At 66.6% G+C, this 23,751-nt stretch carries 24 protein-coding genes; 7 read left to right on the top strand and 17 right to left on the bottom strand.

Going from position 1 to position 23,751, the window contains the following annotated elements:
- Positions 1–45: 45 nt before the first annotated feature.
- The 5 genes from BLS61_RS07540 (at position 46) to BLS61_RS07520 (ending at position 4,925) form a co-directional block, all read left to right on the top strand.
- A complete protein-coding gene (locus tag BLS61_RS07540) occupies positions 46–912 on the top strand; it encodes an HDOD domain-containing protein (protein ID WP_090429482.1) in 867 nt (288 codons plus the stop codon).
- A gap of 103 nt (positions 913–1,015) precedes the next feature.
- Positions 1,016–1,828, top strand: coding sequence for a bifunctional DNA-formamidopyrimidine glycosylase/DNA-(apurinic or apyrimidinic site) lyase (mutM, locus tag BLS61_RS07535; protein ID WP_090429479.1), 813 nt, complete (start codon positions 1,016–1,018; stop codon positions 1,826–1,828).
- Positions 1,829–2,004: 176 nt separating this feature from the next.
- Entirely contained in the window at positions 2,005–2,583 is a 579-nt protein-coding gene (locus BLS61_RS07530) for a lysophospholipid acyltransferase family protein (protein WP_090429477.1), read from the top strand.
- Positions 2,584–2,659: 76 nt separating this feature from the next.
- Entirely contained in the window at positions 2,660–2,998 is a 339-nt protein-coding gene (locus tag BLS61_RS07525) for a multidrug transporter (protein WP_090429475.1), read from the top strand.
- Between the two features lie 112 nt (positions 2,999–3,110).
- A complete protein-coding gene (locus tag BLS61_RS07520) occupies positions 3,111–4,925 on the top strand; it encodes a Na/Pi cotransporter family protein (RefSeq protein WP_208598785.1) in 1,815 nt (604 codons plus the stop codon).
- Between the two features lie 89 nt (positions 4,926–5,014).
- Here the strand turns inward: BLS61_RS07520 and ggt are convergent, their stop codons facing one another.
- The 7 genes from ggt to BLS61_RS07485 all read right to left on the bottom strand — a co-directional run bounded on the left by ggt (position 5,015) and on the right by BLS61_RS07485 (position 11,939).
- Positions 5,015–6,673 carry a gamma-glutamyltransferase gene (ggt, locus tag BLS61_RS07515; RefSeq protein WP_090429473.1) on the bottom strand — a complete coding sequence of 553 codons (1,659 nt, stop codon included), beginning with the start codon at positions 6,671–6,673 and terminating at the stop codon, positions 5,015–5,017.
- Between the two features lie 110 nt (positions 6,674–6,783).
- On the bottom strand, positions 6,784–7,035 hold the full coding sequence (locus BLS61_RS07510; RefSeq protein WP_004373873.1) for a YfhL family 4Fe-4S dicluster ferredoxin: 252 nt from the start codon (positions 7,033–7,035) through the stop codon (positions 6,784–6,786).
- Between the two features lie 155 nt (positions 7,036–7,190).
- The gene (gene coaD / locus BLS61_RS07505) at positions 7,191–7,673 is read right to left on the bottom strand and encodes a pantetheine-phosphate adenylyltransferase (RefSeq protein ID WP_090429471.1); all 483 of its coding nucleotides are present in this window, start codon (positions 7,671–7,673) and stop codon (positions 7,191–7,193) included.
- A gap of 77 nt (positions 7,674–7,750) precedes the next feature.
- A complete protein-coding gene (locus BLS61_RS07500; protein ID WP_090429469.1) occupies positions 7,751–8,122 on the bottom strand; it encodes a phosphopantetheine adenylyltransferase in 372 nt (123 codons plus the stop codon).
- A gap of 1 nt (position 8,123) precedes the next feature.
- Positions 8,124–9,716, bottom strand: a complete 1,593-nt coding sequence (locus BLS61_RS07495; RefSeq protein ID WP_090429467.1) for a GMC family oxidoreductase — start codon at positions 9,714–9,716, stop codon at positions 8,124–8,126.
- A 204-nt stretch (positions 9,717–9,920) separates the two neighbouring features.
- Positions 9,921–10,466: a twin-arginine translocation pathway signal protein gene (locus tag BLS61_RS07490; protein WP_090429466.1), complete on the bottom strand. Its 546-nt coding sequence runs from the start codon at positions 10,464–10,466 to the stop codon at positions 9,921–9,923.
- A 42-nt stretch (positions 10,467–10,508) separates the two neighbouring features.
- A complete protein-coding gene (locus BLS61_RS07485) occupies positions 10,509–11,939 on the bottom strand; it encodes a coniferyl aldehyde dehydrogenase (RefSeq protein WP_090429464.1) in 1,431 nt (476 codons plus the stop codon).
- A 210-nt stretch (positions 11,940–12,149) separates the two neighbouring features.
- Here BLS61_RS07485 and BLS61_RS07480 point away from each other — a divergent pair, with 210 nt between their 5' ends.
- A complete protein-coding gene (locus BLS61_RS07480) occupies positions 12,150–12,806 on the top strand; it encodes a TetR/AcrR family transcriptional regulator (RefSeq protein WP_024309870.1) in 657 nt (218 codons plus the stop codon).
- A gap of 5 nt (positions 12,807–12,811) precedes the next feature.
- Here BLS61_RS07480 and BLS61_RS07475 read toward each other — a convergent pair whose 3' ends face one another.
- Genes BLS61_RS07475 through BLS61_RS07460 form a run of 4 tightly spaced genes read right to left on the bottom strand, consistent with a single transcriptional unit; the run spans position 12,812 to position 17,470 of the window.
- Positions 12,812–13,291 carry a response regulator gene (locus tag BLS61_RS07475; protein ID WP_004373852.1) on the bottom strand — a complete coding sequence of 160 codons (480 nt, stop codon included), beginning with the start codon at positions 13,289–13,291 and terminating at the stop codon, positions 12,812–12,814.
- Between the two features lie 2 nt (positions 13,292–13,293).
- Positions 13,294–15,645 carry an ATP-binding protein gene (locus tag BLS61_RS07470; protein WP_090429462.1) on the bottom strand — a complete coding sequence of 784 codons (2,352 nt, stop codon included), beginning with the start codon at positions 15,643–15,645 and terminating at the stop codon, positions 13,294–13,296.
- Positions 15,642–16,304, bottom strand: coding sequence for a response regulator (locus tag BLS61_RS07465; protein ID WP_090429460.1), 663 nt, complete (start codon positions 16,302–16,304; stop codon positions 15,642–15,644). Before BLS61_RS07465 ends, BLS61_RS07470 begins: the two co-directional genes overlap by 4 nt.
- The gene (locus tag BLS61_RS07460; RefSeq protein ID WP_090429458.1) at positions 16,301–17,470 is read right to left on the bottom strand and encodes a sensor histidine kinase; all 1,170 of its coding nucleotides are present in this window, start codon (positions 17,468–17,470) and stop codon (positions 16,301–16,303) included. Before BLS61_RS07460 ends, BLS61_RS07465 begins: the two co-directional genes overlap by 4 nt.
- Before the next feature lie 163 nt (positions 17,471–17,633).
- On the opposite strand from BLS61_RS07460, the gene BLS61_RS07455 reads away from it, so the two are divergent.
- On the top strand, positions 17,634–18,140 hold the full coding sequence (locus BLS61_RS07455) for an SgcJ/EcaC family oxidoreductase (protein ID WP_090429456.1): 507 nt from the start codon (positions 17,634–17,636) through the stop codon (positions 18,138–18,140).
- A 1-nt stretch (position 18,141) separates the two neighbouring features.
- Here the strand turns inward: BLS61_RS07455 and BLS61_RS07450 are convergent, their stop codons facing one another.
- From BLS61_RS07450 to BLS61_RS07425, 6 genes are all read right to left on the bottom strand, one after another.
- Positions 18,142–19,125 (bottom strand): hydrolase, encoded by a 984-nt coding sequence (locus BLS61_RS07450; protein WP_090429454.1) that lies wholly within the window; start codon positions 19,123–19,125, stop codon positions 18,142–18,144.
- A gap of 84 nt (positions 19,126–19,209) precedes the next feature.
- Entirely contained in the window at positions 19,210–19,428 is a 219-nt protein-coding gene (locus BLS61_RS07445) for a hypothetical protein (RefSeq protein WP_090429452.1), read from the bottom strand.
- On the bottom strand, positions 19,425–20,027 hold the full coding sequence (gene rsmD / locus BLS61_RS07440) for a 16S rRNA (guanine(966)-N(2))-methyltransferase RsmD (RefSeq protein ID WP_090429450.1): 603 nt from the start codon (positions 20,025–20,027) through the stop codon (positions 19,425–19,427). The genes BLS61_RS07445 and rsmD overlap by 4 nt, the downstream gene beginning before the upstream one ends.
- Positions 20,027–21,487 carry a M16 family metallopeptidase gene (locus BLS61_RS07435; protein WP_090429447.1) on the bottom strand — a complete coding sequence of 487 codons (1,461 nt, stop codon included), beginning with the start codon at positions 21,485–21,487 and terminating at the stop codon, positions 20,027–20,029. The genes rsmD and BLS61_RS07435 overlap by 1 nt, the downstream gene beginning before the upstream one ends.
- Positions 21,484–22,851 (bottom strand): M16 family metallopeptidase, encoded by a 1,368-nt coding sequence (locus BLS61_RS07430; RefSeq protein WP_090429445.1) that lies wholly within the window; start codon positions 22,849–22,851, stop codon positions 21,484–21,486. The genes BLS61_RS07435 and BLS61_RS07430 overlap by 4 nt, the downstream gene beginning before the upstream one ends.
- A 144-nt stretch (positions 22,852–22,995) precedes the next feature.
- Positions 22,996–23,430, bottom strand: a complete 435-nt coding sequence (locus BLS61_RS07425) for a BLUF domain-containing protein (RefSeq protein WP_090429443.1) — start codon at positions 23,428–23,430, stop codon at positions 22,996–22,998.
- Between the last annotated feature and the right edge of the window lie 321 nt (positions 23,431–23,751).

Here is a 23,751-nt window from a genome sequence, read left to right as displayed (position 1 = left end):
TGGCTAGACTGTGCGCTACTTCTCACACTGCACGATCGCGCTTCCATGACCTACGAACTCACCGCCCAACAGATTCAGCAAGTCCTGCAGGGCATCAGCGTACCGCCGCAACCGCAGATCATGGTCGACCTGCAGATGGAGCAGATCATGCCCAACCCGGATCTGCGCAGCATCGCCAGGCTGATCAGCCAGGACCCGGGTTTGTCCGGCGCCTTGCTGAAAATCGTCAACTCGCCGCATTTCGGCCTGGCCAACCGCATCGCCTCGATCCAGCAGGCGGTCAATCTGCTGGGCTGCAACACGGTGATCAACCTGATCAATGCGCAGTCGATCAAGGGCGAGCTGACCGACGAAGCCATCCTGGTGCTCAACCGCTTCTGGGACAGCGCCCAGGACGTGGCCATGACCTGCCTGACCCTGGCTAAGCGTCTGGGTTACCAGTCGCCGGACGAGGCCTACAGCCTGGGGCTGTTCCACAATTGCGGCATCCCGCTGATGCTCAAGCGCTTCCCCAATTACATGCAGGTGCTCGAGGAAGCCTATGCCAGCGCCAGCGACCAGTGTCGCGTGGTCGATACGGAAAACCGCCTGCTGACTACCAATCACGCGGTAGTCGGGTACTTCACCGCGCGTTCCTGGCGCCTGCCGGAGCACCTCTGCGAGGTCATCGCCAACCACCACAACGCCCTGTCGATCTTCAGCGACGACTCCGGGCGCGATGCCCAGCTCAAGACGCTGCTGGGCATCCTGAAGATGGCCGAGCATATTTGCGAGACTCACCGCGTGCTGGGTGCCCAGGCCGTCGACATGGAATGGCAGTACATCGCCCAGCCGATTCTCGAATACGTCGGGCTGTCGGAGTACGACTTCGAGAACCTGCGCGAAAGCATTCGCGACCTGGCCGTACTCTGATCCCTGTGCCGGGCGGTGCCCGCGTGCGGGCTTCGCTGCGTGCTACCGTTTTGCGCGCCGCTCCTGCTAAGGTGGCGCACCGCCGTTCTTCTGCCGTACTGCCATGCCCGAATTACCTGAAGTCGAAACCACCCGCCGCGGTATTGCCCCCTATCTTGAAGGCCAGCGCGTCAGCCGCGTGATCGTGCGCGAGCGCCGCCTGCGCTGGCCCATCCCCGAAGATCTGGACATTCGCCTGTCCGGCCAGCGCATCGAGGGCGTCGAACGGCGCGCCAAGTACCTGCTGATCAAGGCCGAAGTCGGCAGTCTGATCGGTCATCTGGGCATGTCCGGCAGCTTGCGTCTGGTCGAGTGCGGCCTGGCGGCGGCCAAGCATGAACATGTGGATATCGAGCTGGAGTCCGGCCTGGCGCTGCGTTATACCGACCCGCGCCGTTTTGGCGCGCTGCTCTGGAGCGAAGACCCGCTGCGCCATGAGCTGCTCAGCAAGCTTGGGCCGGAGCCACTGGGTGGCCTGTTCGATGGCGAGCGGCTGTTCCAGCTCTCGCGCGGGCGCAGCATGGCGGTCAAGCCTTTCATCATGGACAACGCGGTGGTGGTGGGCGTGGGCAATATCTATGCGACCGAGGCGTTGTTCGCCGCCGGTATCGATCCGCGCCGCGAAGCCGGGTCGATCTCGCGGGCCCGCTACCTGCGCCTGGCCGAGGAGATCAAACGCATCCTCGCCCATGCCATCGAGCGTGGCGGCACCACCTTGCGCGACTTCGTCGGCGGGGATGGCCAGCCCGGCTACTTCCAGCAGGAACTGTTCGCCTACGGCCGCGGCGGCGAGTTCTGCAAGGTCTGCGGCAGCACGCTGCGTGAGGTCAAGCTGGGGCAGCGGGCGAGTGTGTACTGTCCCAAGTGCCAACGCTGAGAACCTGTTTACGATCTGCTGCGCGTCGGCCCTACTGCGTTAAAAACAGGCTCGGAATGCTCATGTACAAAAGTACACTCCGCTTCCTCGCCTGTTTTTGCCTTGTATGGCTCTAGCTCGCGAGCTCGTAAAACACGTTCTGGTAAGAAAACAACAAGAAATACCGAGGTTGATCGATGTCCGGTAACTACCTGCCACGCTATCCGGCCGCCGAATGGCTGGGGCGCAGCGTGCTGAAACTCATGGGCTGGCGAATCGAGGGCGAGCTGCCGAAGCTCGACAAGTTCGTAGCCATTGGCGCTCACCACACCTCCAACTGGGACTTCGTGATCTTCATCGCGCTGAAATTCGTGCTACGCCTCAACGCTCGCTGGTTCGGCAAGCACAGCATCTTTCGCTGGCCCTTCGGCGGCCTGATGCGCAGCTGGGGCGGCATCCCGATCCGTCGCAATCGCAAGCTCAACACCGTCGAACAGGCCGTTCAGGCCTTTCGCGAGCATGATCAGTTCATCCTGGTGCTGTCGCCGGAAGGCACGCGCAAGAAGGTCGAGCGCTGGAAGATGGGCTTCTACCATATCGCCCTGGGTGCCGGCGTACCCATAGTGCTGGGCGCGCTGGATTACCGGAACCGGCGTGTAGTGATCGGCCCGACCTTCCAGCCGACCGGTGACGAGAAGGCCGATCTGGCCGCCATGCTGGCGTTCTTCCGGCCCTACGTGCCGAAAAAGCCGGAATACGCCTTTCATGGCGATTGACGTCCGTCACGCTGACAATTACCAATGCGCTGTTATAGTTACTGACACTTTCCCGAATAACCTGAAGGATCGATCCATGAAAGCGTTGCGCACCTCCGCTGCTGTCCTGGCGCTGACCTCTGGCCTGCTGGCGCTCTCGGCGCAGGCGGAAGTGGTTCAGCAGAACGCCAGCGGCGACCCGCTCTACACCGTCGAGGCGCCCAAGGGCTATGCCATGGTCGGCGATCTGGTCATCGCCCGCCCGCTGCTGATCGGCGCAACCGCCATCGGCGCCGCTGCCTTCATCGTCAGCCTGCCGTTCACCGCACTGGGCGGTAACGTCGGCGAGGCCGCCCAGTCGCTGGTGGTCGAGCCGGGGCGCGAAGCCTTCGTGCGCTGCCTGGGCTGCACCAGCAGCGGCTACAAGCAAGACTGATTCGCTAATCGGTTCGTTGCGGCCTCTCGCCTCCTCATGAGGCGAGGGGCCGCTTGCGTTTGAACGCCGGGAAAAGGAAGAAGCGGTGGTAATCAAGTACCTGCGCTGGGTGATGTTGCTGCTGGTGGCGGCGGGGCTGATCGCCTCGTTCTGGTTCAGTCAGGGCTGGTTGCAGCTGTGCGCCGGCCTGGCGATCTTTCTGTTCGGTATGCAGTGCCTGGAAGAGGGCCTGCGCCAGCTGGCCGGCAGCAAGCTGGAGCAGATACTCGGACACAGCACCTCGACCCCCTTCAAGAGCCTGCTGTTCGGCGTCGGCGGCACCCTGCTGCTGCAATCGAGCACCCTGGTGTCGCTGCTAACCATTGCCTTCATCAGTACCGGGCTGATCCAGCTGGCCGGCGGTATCGCCATCCTTTTCGGCGCCAATCTCGGTGCCACCAGCGGTATCTGGTTGCTGGCAATGGCAGGGCAGAACCTCAGCCTCAGCCCGTTGGCGTTGCCGTTGCTGGTGTTCGGCGTGCTGGCCGGCTTCTTCGGGCCCAGGAGCAAGGCGGCCGGGCGCATCGTGCTGGGTATCGCCTTCATCTTTCTCGGTATCGACCAGATCAAGGATGGCTTCGCCAGTTTCGGCGACGGCCTGGACATGACCGGCTATCAGGAGGTCGGCTGGCGTGGTGCGCTGCTGTTCACCGCCATCGGCATGGCCATTACCGTGGTGTTGCAGTCCAGCCATGCCACCTTGATGCTGACCCTGGCCGCGCTGGCCAGCGGCCAACTGGAGCTGGGGCAGAGCCTGGCCATCGCCATTGGCTCGAACATCGGCAGCAGCGTGACCACCGCCTTCGTCGGCTCGCTCGGCGGCAATCGCAGCGGCCAGCGCCTGGCGCTTGCCCATGTGCTGTTCAACATCACCACCGGTTTTATCGCCTTCTGCCTGCTGGGGCCGCTGACCTGGCTGGTGCATGCGCTGGCCGAGCCACTGGGCCTGGGCGAGAACAGCCTGATCCAGCTGGCGATGTTCCACACCCTGTTCAACGCCATGGGCGTGGCGCTGTTCTGGCCGTTGCAGGGGCGCCTGGCGCAGTTGTTGATCCGCTGGCTACCGGAGCGGGCCGAGCCGCAGGTGCTGATCGCCGAGGTGGCGCCTGCGCAAGTGGCCGAACCCGAGCCGACCCGGGCACGTTATCTCAACGAGCGTGCGCTGGACTCGGTGGAGTCGGCGTCCGTCGCGGTGGTGCAGGAGCTGGGGCATCTTGGCCGCCTGAGCGTGGAGGTGATCTGCCATGCGCTCTACCTGCCGGTGGAGCAGCTGGCGCAGGCCAGGGCGGACGAACAGTTGCTGCAGGCCAGACCCGCGCAGGCGGGATTCGACGCCGACCAGCTCTATCGCCGTCATATCAAGGGCGTGTACGGCGATCTGCTTAGCTTCATGGGGCGTATGGAACTGCCCATGGACGAAGCGCACCAGCAGTTCTGGGTCAGTTGCCAGCTGGCGGCACTGCAGCTGGTGGACGCGGTCAAGGATGCCAAGCATCTGCAGAAGAACCTCGGCCATTACCTGGAGCAGCCGCCGTCGGGCGCGCGCACCTGTTATGTCGAATTGCGCCGTCACCTGTTGCTGGCCTTGCATGAGCTGCGCGAGCTGGCTCGCGCCGAACTGGAGGATGAGGTCTGGCGTTCGCGTCTGGCCTGGCTGGACGAGCAGGCAGCGACCTTCGATGCGCAGTTCCGCCAGCGTCTGTTCAGCGAGGTGCGTTACGGCCACCTCGATGGCCTGCAGACCAGCTCGCTGATGAACGATCTGGGCTATGTCAGCCGCATCTTCCAGAGCCTGCGCAACGTGCTGATGCTGGGCAACGAACAGGCGCTGTTCCGCGAGCTGCGCAAGTTCGGTGACGAGCAGGAGAGCCTGATCCGGCTCACCTGACGCAAGACGTAGCCCGGATGAAATCCGGCAGCGGTTGGGCAATTTCCCCGGATTGCATCCGGGCTACGGTCACATGCGGTCGGTGCGCATCAGGGCGTCGCCTCGCCAATCCCGCGAGGATCGCTGGCCGCCTGCACCTCGCCGCTGGCCTTGTCCCACAGCAGCACCTGCTGATTGCCGTACTGCCGGTCCAGGCGCTTGAGTTCATGGCCGCGTTTCTCCAGCTCGGCGATCTGCGCGTCGCTGAAGGTATCCGGCTCGTGCTCGATCACATCCGGCAGGAACTGGTGGTGATAGCGCGCCACGGTCGGCCAGCGTGCGATGGGCTGTTCGTCCAGGTACTCCAGCATCGACAGCAGCACCATGCTGGGGATGCGGCTGCCACCCGGTGTGCCGAAGGCGGCGAACTCATCCACGCTTTCGATAAAGCTCGGGCTCATCGATGACAGCGGACGCTTGCCGCCTGCGATGGTGTTGGCCTGGCTGCCGGTCAGGCCGTAGGCATTGGCGCCCTGCACGTCGGCAGCGAAATCGTCCATCTCGTCGTTGAGCAGCACACCGGTGCCGGGCACGGTGAAGGCGGCGCCGAAGGGCAGGTTGATCGACAGGGTGGCGGCCACCGCGTTGCCTTCGGTGTCGAGCACGGCGAAGTGCGTGGTGTGGTCGCCCTCGTGCCAGGTGCCGGCAGTCGGCAGGCTGGCGCTGGGGGTGGCGCGCTCGGGGTCGATGCTGCCGGCCAGTACCGCCAGATGCCCCGGCGAAAGCAGTTGCTCGACCGGGTTCTTGACGAAGTCTGGGTCGCCGAGCAGGCCGCGGTCACGGTAGGCACGACGCAGCGCCTCGACCACGTAGTGCACGCGCTGCACCGGCTCGGCCTCGCGCCAGGGCAGTTGCTGCAGCATCGCCAGGCTCTGCGCCAGCGCGATGCCGCCGGCCGAAGGTGGTGGGGCGCTGATCAGCTCGCGGCCGTCTTCGAGGGCGAAACGCAGCGGTGCGCGCCATTGCACGCGATATTCCGCCAGATCGTCCTCGTTCCAGATGCCGCCTGCCTTGCGCACGCCGGCGATCAGGCGCTTGCCCAGCTCGCCGCCATAGAACCCGGCGCGGCCGTGGTCGGCCAGCGCCTGCAAGGTGGTCGCCAGCTCCGGCTGGCGCAGCCGGTAACCTTCTGCCGGCACCTCGCCCTGGTCGAGGAACAGGCGGGCGCTTTCGGCGTCGTCGCGCAGCGCTGCCAGGCGCCAGGTCGCCCGCTCACGGTAGACGCGATCGACCGCGAAGCCCTCGTTGGCCAGGCGAATCGCCGGTGCCAGGCTGCTTTTCAGCGGCAGGCGGCCGTGCTTCTCGGCCAGCTCGACCAAGGCTGCCGGCAGCCCCGGAATGGCAGCGGCCAGCGCACCATTGAGCGACAGCTCGCGCTGCACCTTGCCGTCACGTACGTAGAGATCCGGCTTGGCTTCCAGCGGCGCACGCTCGCGGGCGTCGAGAAAATCGTAGACAGGCGTGTCACCGCCACTGCGCAGGAGGAAGAAACCACCGCCACCCAGGCCCGAGCCGTAGGGCTCGACCACGGCCAGGGCCGCACTGGCGGCGACGGCGGCGTCGAAGGCATTGCCGCCGGCGTCGAGCATCTGCTGCGCGGCGGCAGTGGCGGCGGGGTGAGCGGTGGCAATGGCGGGTTGTTGCGGGGCGGCATGGGCCAGCAGGCTGGCGCCGAGCAGCAGGGTCGATAGCAGGAGTTTGCGCAACATGCGATCTACCAGAGGCGGCTGAAGGAAGCTTGCAGCTTAACAGCCTCGCTCGGGCGAGGGGGCACAACGGGCGCGGAGAAAGCGGGAGGCCGCCGGCCTCCTCGGAAGCGTCAGGCCTTGCCGGTGATGATGCGGTACTTCTGCATCAGTTCATCCTTGCTCTCGACGTTGTTTTCGTCGAGCGGGATGCAGTCCACCGGGCAGACCTGCTGGCACTGCGGCTCGTCGTAATGGCCGACGCACTCGGTGCACAGGTTGGGGTCGATCACGTAGATCTCCTCACCCTGGGAAATGGCGCCGTTGGGGCACTCGGGTTCGCAGACGTCGCAGTTGATGCAATCGTCGGTGATGATCAGGGACATGGGTAACTCCTGTCGCGGCGACGCCGAGACACTGGCAGACAACGATGCGCGAATTGTGCCGGATTGGTGCAGCTTGTGTCATGCGCCCGTACTGCATCTGTGGGAGGGGCTTTAGCCGCGACAGTCGCCGCTGAAGCGCCTCCCACAAGTGCTCTTCAGCTTTTGCGAAAGCGCGCGTTGAGCGCGTCGGCGACGGCCGGATGGACGAACTTGGAGATATCGCCGCCCAGGGCCGCGATCTCGCGCACCAGGGTCGAGGAGATGAAGGAGTACTTTTCCGACGGGGTGAGGAACAGACTTTCCACATCCGGCGCCAGTTGGCGGTTCATGTTGGCCAGCTGGAACTCGTACTCGAAGTCGGATACCGCACGCAGGCCGCGCAGGAACACATTGGCGCCCTGTTCCTTGACGAAGTGCGCCAGCAGCGAGGAGAAACCCACCACTTCGACATTCGGCAGGTGCTTGGTCACCTCACGGGCCAGCTCGACGCGTTGTTCCAGCGGGAACAGCGGGTTCTTCTTGGGGCTGGCGGCGACGGCGATGATGACGTGATCGAAAAGTCGCGCGGCGCGTTCGACCAGATCGCCATGGCCTTTGGTGATGGGGTCGAAGGTACCCGGGTACAACACTCGATTCATCGCTTCGTCCTGTTCGAGGCGGCAAGAGTCGCGGATGGTAGCGCAGCGTTTCCCTTGCGGCCAAGCGCGACGAAAGCTCAGTTGCCGCGCAGATGCAGCAGCAGCGCGGGCAGCAGGCAGGCGAGGGCGATCCAGTCGGCGATCACCACACGGCGCAGAGCCTCGTTGTAGACAGGCGCGCTCCATGCCAGCAGGAGAAAGGCGAGCACGCTGATCAGCCCGCCGATCAGCGCCGCGCTGCGCAGCGCCGGGAGGAAGGCAGCGGCCACCAGCAGGGCGCCGAGCAGACCGAAGAGCACGGCGCGGTGGCGCATGAGGATCTGCAGGTTGGGCTCGTCCCGGGCGATGCCGTACAGCGCATTGAGGCGTTCACCCCCGAGCACGCCGACCAGCGGCAGCAGATGGATGACACCGGCCACCAGCAGCAGAACGGCGATCAGCTTGCTCATCTCAGGCCCTCAGGCGTTCGCCCAGCAGGGTGGCGAGCTTGGCGGTCAGGCCATAGATCGACAGCTGCGGGTTGGCGCCGATGCTGGTGGGGAACAGCGAGCCGTCGTGGATCGACAGGTTGGCCAGGTGATGGTGGCGGCCGAGGCTGTCGACCACCGCCTGCTGCGCATCCTCGCCCATGGCGCAGCCTCCCATCACGTGGGCACTGCCCAGGCGGGTGCGATAGAGCGCCAGGTCGAGGTTCTCGATCATGTCCCGGGCCTCCTTCCAGCTGCCGACGTAACGCGCATCGGCATGGGTCGGCATCACCGCCCTGGCGCCGGCGGCGAACTGGATTTCCGCCATGGTCAGGTAGGCGCGGCGCACGCCGTCCCAGGTGTAATCGGTCATCTGGTAATCGAGCACCGGGCTGCCGTCGCCCCGCAGCTCCACGCGGCCTTCGGCGCAATCCGGGTGGAAGCCGTCGCGCAGCAGGGCGAGCATCACGTTGGTATGCGGCAGCTGCGCCATGCGCAGGGCGTTCTCGCGGCCGAAATCGCCGAGCAGGGTGGCGGTCAGTGCCGGTTGCAGCGGCGGCACTTCCAGTTTGTAGGAGAGACGTCCGTCGGTGCCGTCGTCCCACTGGAAATGATCCGAATAGACCGACTGCGGCGCACCGTAGAAGGGGTTGATGACCTGCTCGAACTGCGCCGCGGAGAAGTTCACCAGGTGCAGGTAGGTGCGCCGGCCGACGCGCTGGTGCGGGTCGGGCGCATTGGAACGCAGCAGGATGCCGGGCGTATTGATGCCGCCGCCGGCCAGCACGTAATGCCGCGCCTTGACCCGGATGCGCTTGCCGCTGGGCGCCACGCAGCGTTCGTCCATGCCCAGGCAGTCGATGCCGACCACCTTGTCGCCTTCGATCAGCAGCTTGTCGGCGCGCGCCAGGTAAAGCAGCTCGCCGCCGGCGTCGAGGGTGGCGGGGATGGTGGTGACCAGCATCGACTGCTTGGCGTTGGTCGGGCAGCCCATGCCGCAATAGCCGAGGTTCCAGCAGCCGCGCACGTTGCGCGGGATCGGCGCCCAGTGATAGCCGAGCTTGTCGCAGCCGCTGCGCAGCACCTCGTTGTTGGCATTCGGTGGCACCGCCCAGGGCGCCACGCCCAGGCGCTGCTCCATCTTCTCGAACCAGGGCGCCATGGACTCGACGTCATGGCCCTTCACTCCATGCACCTCGGCCCAGTGCGCCAGGGTCTGCGGCGGTGTGCGGAAGCTGCTGGTCCAGTTGACCAGCGTGGTGCCCCCAACGGCGCGGCCCTGTAGGATGGTGATGGCGCCGTCCTTGCTCATGCGCCCGATGCCCTCCTGATAGAGGGTCGGGTAGGCATCGGCCTCGCGCATCTTGAAGTCGTCGCTGGTCTTGAGCGGACCTTCCTCGATCAGCAGCACCTTGTAACCGGCGGCGCTGAGGATTTCCGCCGTGGTGCCGCCACCGGCGCCGCTGCCGACGATGGCGACATCGGCTTCCAGGGTCAGGTCGTTTTCCAGGCGCGAACCGTCGTATGTCTTCCAGCCCCTGGCCAGGCCTTGCTTGAACAGATCGGGTACGGGCATTTCAGGCTCTCTTCTTGTCATTCACAGCGAGCGAGACGGGGCGGGTAGGGTGCGCCGCGCGCACCGAATTACCCGCGTCGTTTGGTGGTGCGCAGGCGCACCCTACGGCATCCGCGACAGTGGGTAGGGTGGGCTTCAGCCCACCAAAGCTGTCCTCTGGTTGGTGGGCTGAAGCCCACCCTACAAATCTCTCCAGTTGCGCCGTTATACGGTGGGCGGCCCCGGATAGCCGCAATGCGCCCAGGCCTCCTGGCGGCTGTACCAGGCCATCATCACCAGTTGCAGCAGCGAGGCGTGGCCCATGCGCAGCAGGCTCAGGCTGCTGTTCTGCCAGCGTGCGAGGAAGTTGCGCACGTCATCGGCGCTGGCGTTGTCCCAGCTGCCCCAGACCCCGGTCAGCGGGCCGCGGGTGAGGGGCAGAGCGAGCACGTCGAACAGCTGCACGGTGAGTTTCAGCATTTCCGGCGACAGGTGCGCCAGGCTGGTATCGAGGCTCTTCAGCGTGCCGTCGATGGCCTGCGGCATCTGCTCGGCACTGACGGCGCCGTCGAGCATCACCGGGATCAGTGCGCGCAGAAAGGGCAGGTCGCTGCTGCGCAGGATCAGGTAACCATTGGCCGGCGTGCTGGCCGAACAGCCGCTGAGCGTCGCGGTCAGCCCGGCGGTGCCAAGCAGCGCCGTGCCCAGCAGGCCGACCTTGAGCAGATTGCGCCGCGACAGTTGCGGCGCGTTGAGGGTGGTGTCGTTCATTGTTGTTGTCACCAGGCGTAAAACGGGCGCTGCCCGCGTTGTTCAGCGTACGAACAGCTTGTAGACCAGCTTCTGGATCGTCTTGCCATAGGGCGGGTAGATCAGCCGCGCGGCGTTGAAGCGCTGCTTGATGAACACCCCCTTGGCCTTGCTGAAGGTCAGGAAGCCTTCGTGGCCGTGGTAGTGGCCCATGCCCGACGGGCCGACACCACCGAACGGCATGTCGTCCTGGGCCACGTGCAGCAGGGTGTCGTTCAGGCATACGCCGCCGGAGTGGGTTTCGTGCAGCACGCGTTGCTGCTCGCGCTTGTCGTAGCCGAAGTAGTACAGCGCCAGCGGGCGCGGCCGGGCGTTGACGTAGGCGAAGGCGTCTTCGATGCGGTCATAGGGCACCACCGGCAGCAGCGGGCCGAAGATCTCGTCCTGCATCAGCTTCATGTCGTCGTTGACGTCCAGCAGCAGGCTCTGCGGCAAGCGTCGGCCCTGTGCTTCGGGATACAGCGGGATGATCCGGGCGCCCTTGGTCTGGGCATCCTGCAGGTAGCCGTTGAGGCGCGCCAACTGGCGCTCGTTGATGATCGCGGTGTAGTCGGGGTTGTCCTTGAGCTGTGGGTAGAAGCGCTGCACCACCTGGCGATAGGCGGCGACGAAGCCCTCCACCCGGTCTCTGGGCACCAGCACATAGTCAGGCGCCACACAGGTCTGCCCGGCGTTGAGGGTCTTGCCGAAAGCGATGCGCTCGGCGGCGTGGTCCAGCGGCACGTCGGCGGAAACGATGGCCGGCGACTTGCCGCCCAGCTCCAGAGTCACCGGAGTGAGGTTCTCGGCGGCGGCGCGCATCACGTGCCGGCCGATGCTGGTGGCGCCGGTGAACAGCAGGTGGTCGAACGGCAGCTTGGAGAAGGCCATGCCGACTTCCGCCTCGCCCAGGGCGACGCTGACCAGGTCCTCGGGGAAGACGCGCGCCAGCAGGTCCTTGACCAGCTGCGAGGTGGCCGGGGTGGACTCGCTCATCTTGATCATCACCCGGTTGCCGGCGGCCAGCGCGCCGGTCAGCGGGCCGATGGCGAGAAACAGCGGGTAGTTCCACGGCACGATGATGCCGACCACGCCCAGCGGCTGGTAGATGACCTTGGCTGCGGCGGGCATGAACTGCAGGCCGACGCTGCGCCGCGAGGGCTTCATCCACTTCCTGATGCGCCTGGACGCGTAATGGATGCCATGCAGGCTGGGCATCAGCTCGGCGAGCAGGGTCTCGTCGGCCGAGCGATTGCTGAAGTCCCGGGAAATCGCTGCGATCAGCGCATCCTGCTGCTCGGTCAGCAGTTCGCTGAGGGATTTCAGCCACTGGATACGCTGCTCGGCCGAGGGCATCGGGTTGGCGGCAAAGGCCGCGCGCTGCAGGGCGAAGGTGGCGTCCAGCTGGTTGATCTGCTGTTGGCTCTGCTGCAGGTAGGCGATGTCGGCGACCATGGGTTTCTCCTCGACGTTCCAGCGGGCTGCTTGGGACTGCGCTGGATTTTTAGAGCAATTACTCTAATGTGTCAAATAGGATGCCGCGTCACTGCCCGTGTCGCACCCTAACCAAAGGCCAGCAGCAACCTCTTGGGTGCGTCGAGGGGTAACACTTCGGCTGTTTCGCCTGTACCTTTGCCACTTTTGAAGTCGAGATCGAGCTGCGTCATGGCGCCACCCAAGACCCGCGACCGCATCGTTGCCGAGAGCCTGGCCCTGTTCAACGGCCAGGGCGAGCGCAACGTCACCACCAACCACATCGCCGCGCACCTGGGCATTTCGCCGGGCAATCTGTATTACCACTTCCGCAACAAGCAGATGATCATCGCCGAGCTGTTCGCCCAGTACGAAGCGCAGGTCGACAGCTTTCTGCGCCGCCCCGAAGGCCGCGCGCTGACGGTGGAAGACAAGACCTTCTATCTGGAGGCGCTGCTGGCGGCGATGTGGCACTACCGCTTCCTGCACCGCGACCTGGAGCACCTGCTGGAGTCCGACGCCGAGCTGGCCGCGCGTTACCGCGCCTTCGCCCAGCGCTGCCTGGTGGGGGCGCAGTCGATCTACCAGGGCTTCGTCGAGGCCGGCATCCTGTTGATGACGCCGGCGCAGATCGAGGCGCTGACGCTCAATGCCTGGATCATCATGACCTCCTGGGTGCGCTTTCTCTGCACGGCGGGCGCCAGCCCGGACAACCTCAGCCAGGACATGCTGCGCCGCGGCATCTACCAGGTGCTGGCGCTGGAGGGCGGCTATATCGCGCCTTCGGCGCGCGCGGCGGTCGAGGCGCTGTACGATCGCCTGCACGTGCCGCTGGAGCAGGTGCTCTGAGGCGATCAGCTACTGTTGCCCAGCGCCATGGGTCTGGCCCGCAAGGGCTGCTGATCGGGTTGCAGGCGCCGTAACTGGCGATACAGCGCGCGGGTTTCCAGCAGATTCCACACCCGCAGCAGGGTCTCGATGGCATCCAGCGGCTTGCTGATGAAGTCGCGTGCGCCCAGTGCCAGGGCGCGCAGCCGGGCCTCGCGGGTGGCGTCGGCGGTGAGCACCAGAATCGGCAGGTAATCGTCGGCGGGAATGCGCCGCTGCAGCTGTTCGAGCACGGCGAAGCCGTCCAGGCCGGGCATATGCAGATCGAGAATCAGCAGGTCCGGCTCGAAGCTGCTGAACAGGGCCAGCGCCTGGGCCGGGTCGGTGCAGCTGAGCACGTTGTGCAGGCCCTCGCGGGCCAGCAGCTGTTCCACCAGTTCGAGGTTGGCGGGCTGATCGTCGATCACCAGGATACGAAAATCGTCGGCGGGCGCTGGGTGGTTCATGGTCAGGCTCCGAGAGGCGGGGTGGGCGTGGCGGCATCCAGATGCTGGCGCAGGGCGGCGAGAAAGGTCGGCACGTGCAGGGGTTTGCTCAGCACCGCGGTGGCGCCGGCCTGCTGCAGGTCGCGCCGGGTGCCGGCGCTGACGTCGGCGGTGATCAGCAGCACGGGTGTATCGCTGCTGCTGGGGTTCAGACGCAGGCGCTTGAGCACTTCCTGGCCTGAGAGGTCGGGCAGGTCGAGATCCAGCAGGATCACCTCGGGGCGGTGCTGCCAGGCCAGATCGAGACCGAGCTGGCCCTGCATGGCCGAGATCACCTGCACCTGTGGCCAGCGCGACAGCAGGGTCTCGATCAGCGCCAGGCTGGACAGGTTGTCTTCGATGCACAGCACGCGCAGCGGCCGCTCCGGCGGGGCGATGTCGCTGGCCGCGGGTGGTGGCGCCGCGGCCGGCGCCGGCAGCAGGCCGTCATGCCCCTGCGCCCGTGGTAGCGTCAGGCTGAAGGTGCTGCCCTCGCCGGGCGTGCTGTGCACGCCGAGGCTGCCATCCATCTGCTCCAGCAGGCTCTTGCTCAGGGCCAGGCCCAGGCCGGTGCCCTCCACCTCGCTGGCCGCGGCGCCGAGGCGCTCGAAGGGAATGAACAGGCGCTCCAGATCCTCGGCGGCGATGCCGGGGCCGTTGTCAATCACGCTCAGCGTGATGGTGTCGCTGTCGGCCTGCACCCGCACTTCGACATGGCCGCCAGGGTGGTTGTACTTGATCGCGTTGGAGAGCAGGTTGAGCAGCACCTGCACCAGGCGCTGGCGGTCGGCCTGCACGCAGAGTTCGGCTGGCAGCTCCTCCGGCAGGCGCAGGCGGATATCGGCGCTGTCGGCCTGGGGCGACAGCAGCAGGCTGACCTCCTGCAGCAGCGGGCGCAACGCCAACGGCTCGGGGCTCAGTGCCAGCCGCCCGGATTCGATGCGGGCAATGTCCAGCACCTCGTTGATCAGCCCCAGCAGGTGCCGGCCGGCGCGCAGGATATGACGCACCTGGGCCTGCTGCGCCGGTGTGCCGCGGTCCATTTCCAGCAGCTGGGCGAAGCCGAGGATGGAATTGAGCGGCGTGCGCAGCTCGTGGCTCATGCGCGAGAGAAACTCGCTTTTCGCCCGGCTGGCGTTCTCCGCCTCTTCGCGCGCCGTGCGCAGGGCGGCCTCGGCATTGCGCCGGTCGGTGATGTCGCGGGTGATCTTGGAAAAGCCGCGCAAGGTGCCGCTGGCGTCACGCTGCGCGGTGATCACCACGTTGGCCCAGAAAAGCGAGCCATCGCGGCGCTGGCGCCAGGCCTCTTCCTCGTAGCGCCCTTCGCGGGTGGCTGCCTGCAGGGCCAGGTAGGGGGCGGTGTCGCGGGCCTGCGGCGGGTAGAACAGGGAGAAGTGGCGGCCGAGGATGTCCGCCTCGCTGTAGCCCTTGATGCGCTCGGCGCCGGTGTTCCAGGAGGTGACGTGGCCGCTGGGGTCGAGGCCGAAGATGCCGTATTCCTTGACCCCGTCGATGATCAGGCGCAGGCGCTCCTCGTTGTCGCGCAGGGCGCGCTCGCGTTCGGCCAGCAGCTGCCCGGCCTCTTCCAGGCTGGCGGCGAGCTGGCCGATCTCGTCGGCCGCCGGGCCTTGGGGGATCAGCGGCTGGCCCAGGGCCAGGCGCCGGGCATTGCGCTCGACCTGCTGCACCCGATGGACGATGCCGGTGGACAGCAGCACCACGGCGAACAGCGCACCGAGCACGCCGAACATGGCGGCCAGGCCGGTGGCCAGGAGCATGCGCGAGCGCACCGCGCTGGCTTCTGCGTTGCGCTCGTCGAGCAGGGTCTGCTCACGCTCGAGCATCTGCTGGATCTCCTGGCGCAGCGCGTCGAGCACGTGCTTGTTGTCCACCAGGATGCGTGTCATCGCCGCGCGGTCGTCGCTGCTGGCCAGCGCCATAAGCTGTTCCAGGCCTTCCAGCTTGATCACGATCAGCGGGCGCAGGCGTTCCAGGCTGCCGCGCATCTGCGGGTCGCGGATGTCCGCATCGAGGCGCCGCAGCGTGCTGTCGATGCGCTCCAGCGCACTGCGGTAGGACGGCAGGAAGTCGCTGCGCTGGATCAGCAGGTAGCCGCGCACGCTGGCCGCTGCTTCGGCCAGCAGGCTGTGTACCGCCTGCACGTCGCCCTGCACGCGCAGTGCCCGGCGCACGTCGTCCTCGACCCGCGAGGTCTGGCGTTCGGTGACGTACACCAGCACCAGGGAGATCAGCAGCACCGCCAGCGGCAGGGCGATGATCACCAGGCTCTTGCTGCGCAGCGGGCGGTCGGTCCAGCGCGTGATCAGGCCCTTCATGCCCTGTGCTCCAGCGGCGCCACCAGGCCCAGGGCAATGCCTTGCACGGCGGCCTGGGTACGGTCGGCGACCCCCAGCTTGCCGATTACCCGTTCGACGTGCGCCTTGGCCGTGCCGGTGGCGATGCCCAGCTCTTCACCGATCTCGCGATTGGTGAGCCCTGCGGCGATCAGGCCGAGCACCTGATGCTCGCGCGGCGTCAGCGCACTGCCCGGCGCACCGCCCTGGTTGCGCTGGACCACGCGGCGCAGTAGCTGCGCGCTGACCATGCCGTTGAGCGCGCACTGGCCGGCCGCCACCTGGCGCAGGCCGTCGATGACCTCCTGGCGGCTGGCATCCTTGAGCAGATAGCCGACGGCGCCGGCGTTGACCGCCGCTTCCAGATGGTCGGGGCTGTCGTACATGGTGAACAGCAGCACCTTGATCGACGGCTGCTGTTCGCGCAGCAGGCGCGCGGTAGCCAGGCCGTTGAGCTGCGGCATGCGGATATCGAGGATGGCGATGTCCGGATTCAGGCGCTGGCAGAGCTCCAGCGCCTGGCGGCCGTCCACCGCCTGGCCGACGATGCTGAATTCCGGGCAGTCGGCGAGCATTGCGGCGAAACCGGCGCGGGTCACCTCGTGGTCGTCGGCCAGCAGCAGGCGAATGGGTTCGTTCATGCGTTTTCCTCATCCGGCAGGGCCCGTGGAATGCTGGCCAGCACGCGGGTGCCGTGGCCGGGTTGGCTGTGGCAGGCGAACTGACCGCCGAGCAGCCGGCAGCGTTCGCGCATGGCCACCAGGCCCATGCCGCCTCCACCTGCTGCTGGTTTATGCGTAGCGGCGAAGCCGGGGCCGCGATCCTCTATCTGCAGGTGGGCGGTCTCGCCATCGAGGTGCAGATCCAGGCTGACCGCGCCCTCGGCGGTGTGCTTGCAGATGTTGTTGATGGCCTCCTGGCCGATGCGAAACAGGGCGATCTCCACCGCCGGGCGCAGGCGCTGGGTATCGCGGCGCAGCCATTGCACCTGGCGACCCCGGCCGCGCAGGCGGTCGAGCTCGCGGTCCAGTGCCGGCGCCAGACCGAAGTCGTCCAGCAGGGTCGGACGCAGACCGCTGATGGCCTGGCGCGTCTCGCCCATGCTGCGTTGCGCCAGTTGCAGGATGGGCGCCAGGGCGGCGCGCAGCTCGTCATTGAGCTGGCGATGCTGGGCGAAGCCCTGCAGACGCTGGTGCAGCCCGGCCAGGGTCTGCGCCAGGCCGTCGTGCAGGTCATAGGCCACGCGCGCGCGTTCCTCTTCCTGGGCGCTCATCTGCCGGTGCACCAGCTCGGACATGGTCCGCTCGCGCAGGCTGAGCGCCTCCAGCAGCTGACTGTTGTGCAGGTGGGCGGCGAGCAGGGTGGCGAGCAGCTGCAGGGCTTCGAGGTCTTCCTCGTCCGGACGGCGCATGGCGCTGGCGTTGCCCAGCAGTAGGGCGCCGAATGCTTCACCCGAGGCCGCATGCAAGGGTAGGCAGAGCGCCAGGGCAACCTGCGCCAGCGGCGCTTCGAGCACCTGGGCGGCGCCCGGCCAGGGCAGCGTGGCGAGCTGCTGTTGCAGGGCGGCTGGACCGAAGCCGGCGCTCAGGCTCGGGCTGCCATCGGCTTGCCTGAGCAGCAGCACGCCGCCATCCATGGCGCAGAAGCTGCAGGCCCGTTGCAGGGCCAGTGCGCCGCTTTCGGTGGCCGGCAAGGCGCTGAGGGCGCGGCCGCTCTCCACCAGCAGGCGCAGGCGCGCGGCGCGGCTTTCCGCCTGGCGGTAATCGGCGCGCAGGGCCAGCACGCTGTCGGGTGGGGTGTGCTGCATCTACGCCTCCACGAAGTGCGCGTCATCGGACGGCGCAGGCTAATGGCTCCAAGCGCGTCTGGCATCTGCCACCTGGCATAGGCCGCCGCCTCCATCCGGCCGATGTGCCGGCGCCGCGCCGGTTGCATGCTGACGGCGTCCTTCAATAGCCGGAGATTCGACCATGTTGAAACCCTTGTTCAGCGGCTGCGCCCTGGTGTTCGCCCTGTCCGTGCCGCTGGTTCAGGCGGCCGATGCGCCTTATGTCTACAAAGAAACCGCAGCCGCCCCGAGCGATGCGCAGGAGCAGCAGATCGCCAGCCTGTTCGAGCGCTGGAACGCCGCCCTGCAGACGGGCGATTCGGCCAAGGTGGCTGCGCTCTATGCCGACAACGGCGTGTTGCAGCCCACGGTATCGAATCGGGTGCGCGTAGGCCACGAGGCGATCCAGGACTATTTCGACCATTTTTTACAGGCCAAGCCGGTGGGCACGATCAACATGCGTGAAATTCGCCAGATCGGCCCGGATGCGGCGGTGGACTCGGGGGTCTACACCTTCGCCCTGACCCAGGGCGATGCGGTACGCCAGGTGCAGGCGCGCTACACCTTCGTGTACCAGAAGGTCGATGGCGAGTGGAAAATCCTCAAGCACCACTCCTCGGCGATGCCGGAGCAGCCTGCGGCCGGCTGATTCAGGTGAGTGCGCCGAGCCACTCGGGAATGCGCCGCTCCAGATAGTAGACGGGGCGGCGCGGGCTGCCTTCGACGAAGCCGACATGGCCGCCCTTGGCATGCAGCTCGAACTCGGTACCGGGGGCCAGCTCGCTGGCCTCGGGCAGGCTGTGACGGAAGATGAAGGGATCGTCCTCGGCCTGGATGATCAGCGTGCGCGTGCGAATGTCGCCCAGGTAGAAGCGGCTGGAGGCGCGCCGGTAGTAATCGTGGGCATCGGCGAAACCGTGCAGCGGCGCGGTTATGCGCCCGTCGAAGTCCCAGAAGGTGCGCATGCCATCCAGCGGGCCGAGGCGCTCCAGCACGGACAGGCGCTCGCTGTGGCCCTGTTCGGTGAACAGGCGCTGCTTGTTGCTGACATAGGCGACCATCTCGCGCATGAAATGCGCCTGGTACACCCGCGAGAAGCCCAGGCCGATGCGGTCGGCGCACTGATCCAGACGAAACGGCACCGACACCGCCACCGCGGCCTGCAGCTGGCTCTGCGCGCCGCTTTCGCCCAGGTACTTGAGCAGCACGTTGCCGCCCAGCGAATAGCCGACGGCGTATAGCGGCGCCATCGGTCGTTGCGCGCGCAGATGCACCACGGTCGAGGCCAGATCCTCGCTGGCGCCGGAGTGATAGCCGCGCGGCAGCAGGTTCGGTTCACCGGAGCAGCCACGCCAGTTCAGCGCCACGCTGGCCCAGCCGCGTGCGGCCAGGGCCTGTTGCAGCCCCAGCACGTAGAGCGAATTGGAACTGCCGGTCAGGCCATGCAGCACCAGCACCAGAGGCGCATGGGCGTCATGCGGGCCGTACCAGTCGAGGTCGAGAAAGTCGCCATCGTCCAGCCACAGCCGCTCGCGCTGCCGCTGCAGTTGCGGCGGCTTGCGGCAGAAGGGGTTCCACAGCGTCTGCAGATGCGGGCCGGGGAGCCACCAGGCAGGGCGAAATTCAGTGTTCATGGTGCAGTCGATCGTCGGCAGTAGACGTAGCCCGGATGCAATCCGGGAATGGTGGCCCTGGTTTCATCCAGGCTACGGAGCTATTCAGCGTCGGCGCTTGCGGAGTATGCGCCAAGCGCACCAGGCCAATACCAGTAACGCGACGATACGCTGATTGGTAAGTCCGATGACGATACCTTGCTGATGCTCCAACAGTATCGTGCGATTCAAATTCAGCGGAATTTCCTGCTGGCTGAACAGTACCGGCAGCGCCAGTGCGATCAGCAGCAGGTAGGGCAGGTGGGCGTAGATAAAGTCCTTCATCCACGCTGCCACAGCGCGTAATGCACCTGACCAGTGTGCTTCTCCCGATGCAGGCGCCAGTTGCCGGGCAGGCCCAGCGTCGAGGGCGCTGTCTCGCTTTCGGTGTAGATCCAGGCGTCGTCGGCCAGCCAGCCCTGGGTTTCCAGCAGCGTGCAGGCGCCTTGCAGCAGATCCTTGTGGAACGGCGGGTCGAGCAGGACGATATCGAAGCGCCGCGGCGCCGGCCGGGCCAGCAGCTGCAGGGCATCGCCCAGCTGGATTTCGCCGGTGCTGCACTGCAGCGTCGTCAGATGCCCGCGCAAGGCGCTCACCGAGGCCGGGTTGAGGTCGCAGGCCAGGCCGCTGGCGGCGCCGCGCGACAAGGCTTCGAGCAGCAGCGCGCCGCTGCCGGCGAAGGGGTCGAGTACATGAGCACCCTCGACATAGGGCGCCAGCCAGTTGAACAACGTCTCGCGCACCCGGTCCGGGGTCGGGCGCAGGCCCGGGCCATCGGGGAAGGCGAAGCGCCGCGAACGCCACTGCCCGCCGATGATGCGCAACTGGCCCTGGCCGCCGTGGGCCTTGCCCGCGGCGGGTTTCTGCGGAGCGCGACCGCGCATCAGTGCGGCACCGTGCTGGGCAGTTCGGCCGGGCGGTCGGTGGGCGGTGGCAGTTCCTTCTGCGCTACCGTCGGACCCGCGCTGACCACCACCAGGGCCTCGGGGTCGAGGTGCTTGGCCATAGCGGTCTTGACCTCTTCGATGCTCAGCGCCTGCACGTCACGCATGAAGTCGTCCAGATAGCTCAGCGGCAGGTCGTAGAAGCCCATCGACGCCAGTTGGCCGACGATATCGGCGTTGCTCGCGGTGGACAGCGGGAAGCTGCCGGCCAGCTGACGCTTGGCATTGTCCAGCTCCTGCTGGGTCGGGCCTTCGCGCAGATAGTCGGCGAGCAGCTGCTTGACCAGGGCCAGGGTGCCCTGGCTCAGTTCGGCACGGGTCTGCAGGTTGATCATGAACGGGCCGCGCGCCTGCATGGCGCTGAAGCCGGAGTAGACGCCGTAGGTCAGGCCGCGCTTCTCACGCACTTCGGTCATCAGGCGGGTGCCGAAGCCGCTGCCGCCGAGGATCTGGTTGCCCAGATAGAGCGCGGCGTAGTCCGGGTCGCGACGGTCGATGCCGAGCTGGGCGATCAGCAGGTGGGTCTGGTTGGAGGGGAATTCGATGTGGCTAGCCCCCGGCTTGGGCGCTTGCGGCTGGGCGATGCGCGGCAGTGCCGGTCCCTGCGGCAGGGCCGCGGACACCTGGTTGGCGATGGCCTCGGCTTCGCTGCGCGAGAGGTCGCCGACCAGGGCGATCACCGTGTTGCCGGCGGCGTAGGCGCGAGCGTGGAAGGCCTGCAGTTGCTGACGGCTGATGGCCGGGATCGACTGCGCGGTACCGTCGCTCGGATGCGCGTAGGGGTGCTGGCCGTACAGGCGCTCAAACAGCTTCAGGCTGGCCAGCTTGCCGGGGTTCTGCTTCTGGAACTCGAAACCGGCCAGCAGCTGGTTCTTGATCCGCGCCAGCGAGTCCTCGGGGAAGGTCGGCTTGCCCAGTACCTCGGCGAACAGTGCCAGTGCCGGGTCACGCTGCTCTCTGGCGCTCAGGCTGCGCAGGCTGGCCACGGCCATGTCGCGGTAGGCGCCGTTGCCGAATTCGGCGCCGAGGCCCTCGAAGCCGGCAGCGATGGCGCCGACGTCCTTGCCCGGTACGCCTTCATTGAGCATGGCGTTGGTCAGGGTGGCCAGACCCGGCACGCCGCCGTCCTGGCTGCTACCGGCGGCGAAGGTCAGGCGCAGGTCGAACATCGGCAGCTCATGGGCCGGGGCGAACAGTACCTTGGCGCCCTGTGGCGTGGTCCAGGTCTGGATTTCCAGGGTACGGCGGGTCGGTGCCTGGCCATCGAGCTCGGCCAGCGACTGCAGTTTCGCGGCATCGCCGCTCAGCGTCGGAGCGGACAGGCTGGCGCAGGCACCCAGTGCCAGGGCGCTGGACAGGATCAGGCCGAGCAGGCCCAGGCGGCGTTGCTCAGTCTTCATGGGCGGGACTCCTCATGGCGGGACTCTTCGGGCAGAACGTGGGCGACACTCAAACGGTCGCGAACGAAGAAGGTACGGGCGGCCTGCTGAATGTCCGCCGGGGTCACGGCTTCCAGCTCGGCCAGTTCCTGGTCGATCAGTTGCCAGGACAGGCCGACGGTTTCCAGTTGGCCGATGCTGGTGGCCTGGCTGGTGATCGAGTCGCGCTCGAACACCAGGCCGGCGATGACCTGGGCGCGTACGCGCGCCAGTTCGGCAGCGGACGGCGGGGTCTTCTTCAGCTCTTCCAGCTCGCGCCACAGGCCGGCTTCGGCCTGTTCCAGGGTTCTGCCCTTCTGCACGTTCGGCGTAGCGGTGAGGACGAACAGGCTGTCGCCACGGGTGAAGGCGTTGTACCAGGCGCTGGCGCCGGAAACGAGCTCCTCGCCGCGCTCCAGTCGAGTCGACAGGCGCGCACTGTAGCCGCCGTCGAGCAGGGCGGCGGCCAGGCGCAGGGCATAGACCTGGCGCGGCGTTTCGGCGGTGGCCAGGCCAGGCACGTTGAAGCCCATCAGCAGGCTTGGCAGCTGGGTCTTGAGATACAGGGTGGTGCGGCGCTCGCCCGCTGCGCCCAGTTCCAGCGGCAGCTTGGCGGTCGGCACCTCGCGCCGCGGAATGTCGCCGAAGTAACGCTGCACCTGGGTCTTGACCTCATCCACGCCGACGTCGCCGACCACCACCAGGGTGGCGTTGTTCGGCGCATACCACTTCCGGTACCAGGCGCGCAGCTCGTCGATGTGCATGCGGTCGAGGTCGGCCATCCAGCCGATGGTGGGAATGCCGTAGCCGCTGGCCGGGTAGGCCATGGCCTTGAAGCGCTCGAAGGCCAGCGAGGAGGGGCGGTCGTCGGTGCGCAGACGGCGCTCTTCCTTGATCACCTCGATCTCCTTGGCGAACTCGTCTGCCGGCAGCTGCAGGCTGGCCAGGCGGTCGGCTTCCAGCTCCAGGGCCACGCCCAGGCGGTCGCTGGCCAGCACCTGGTAATAGGCGGTGTAGTCGTCGCTGGTGAAGGCGTTTTCCTCGGCGCCCAGCTCGCGCAGGATGCGCGAGGCTTCGCCGGGGCCGAACTTGCGGCTGCCCTTGAACATCATGTGTTCCAGCGCATGGGAAAGCCCGGTGGAGCCGGGCGTCTCGTAGCTGGAGCCGACCTTGTACCAGAGCTGGCTGACCACCACGGGCGCGCGGTGATCCTCGCGGACGATGACCTTGAGGCCGTTATCGAGGGTGAATTCGTGGGTGGGCTGCGGCGCGGCGGCGAGCGCCGCCATTGGCAGGCAGAGCACCCCCATGATCAGACCGAGGGTGCGGCGTGCAGAGACAATCATCAGGTGTCGTCCTGTTGGATGGCCGAGGCGGTCGAGCCGCCGTTGACGAAAGGGCGTCAGGATACCCCATCCATGCGACGAGGCACCGCCCGCCGTTCCGACATCGGCGCAGGTGTTTAGGTTCTGCGCGCTGGCGAAGAGTGCTCAGTCGACTATCGGTGCGCTGATGGTGCTGACGGTGGCCGACAGTTCCAGCAGCAGGCCTCTGATCTGCTCGGCGCTCATGCTGAAGGGGTCGAGGCGATCGCTGCAGGAGTATTTCAGGAAGAGTTCCCGGTTGGCCTGCTTGGCACCGGCCCAGCCCATGCTCCAGTTGGCGTAGCGGCGTACGTCGATCTCTTCGTAGTCGAGAATCGTCAGATCCTTGTGGCGTGTATCCTCGGCCAGCAGGTTGTACAGGGAGTTGATCGCCGTTCGCGGCCCCTCCAGGGCCTGCAGAAAGGTGTCGGCATTGCAGCACAGGATGCCGGTGAGGCCGCGAGCCGGGTTGTTGCGCTGCGAACTTTCAAGAATGTCGCGGATCAGCTGCGAAGTGATGCCATGGCTGGCACGGCTGGCATAGGTAAGGCGAACAAGCATGCTGGCGACCCCGCAAGGCTGGACTGAGAGAAGTTGGACGATTGTGCGCCAGAATGTACAAATTTTGTATAGGTTTTTGGGCGCCATCGCTACCGACACCCTGCTGGCGTACCGCTTGCTGCGGGCGCCTGATCGGCGGCAGGCAACTGGCCCGCTGCAACGCTGCGCGGCAACGCTCTAAAGTGGTAAAGTCTCGCGCTGTTCTACAGCGCAAGCCCTTTTGATGTGCCCGTGCGGGCGGTTGCCCCGGGACGTTCCCGGCAAGCGAATTTTTCTGGATGCGGCACGCGGCACCGGCTGTCTGCGATGACTGCTCGCCCC

This window comes from Ectopseudomonas guguanensis (assembly GCF_900104265.1).
GTDB classification, from domain to species: Bacteria; Pseudomonadota; Gammaproteobacteria; order Pseudomonadales; family Pseudomonadaceae; genus Aquipseudomonas; species Aquipseudomonas guguanensis.
The sequence above is the reverse complement of the archived record's forward strand: the minus strand, read 5'-3'. Positions and strand labels throughout refer to the sequence as shown.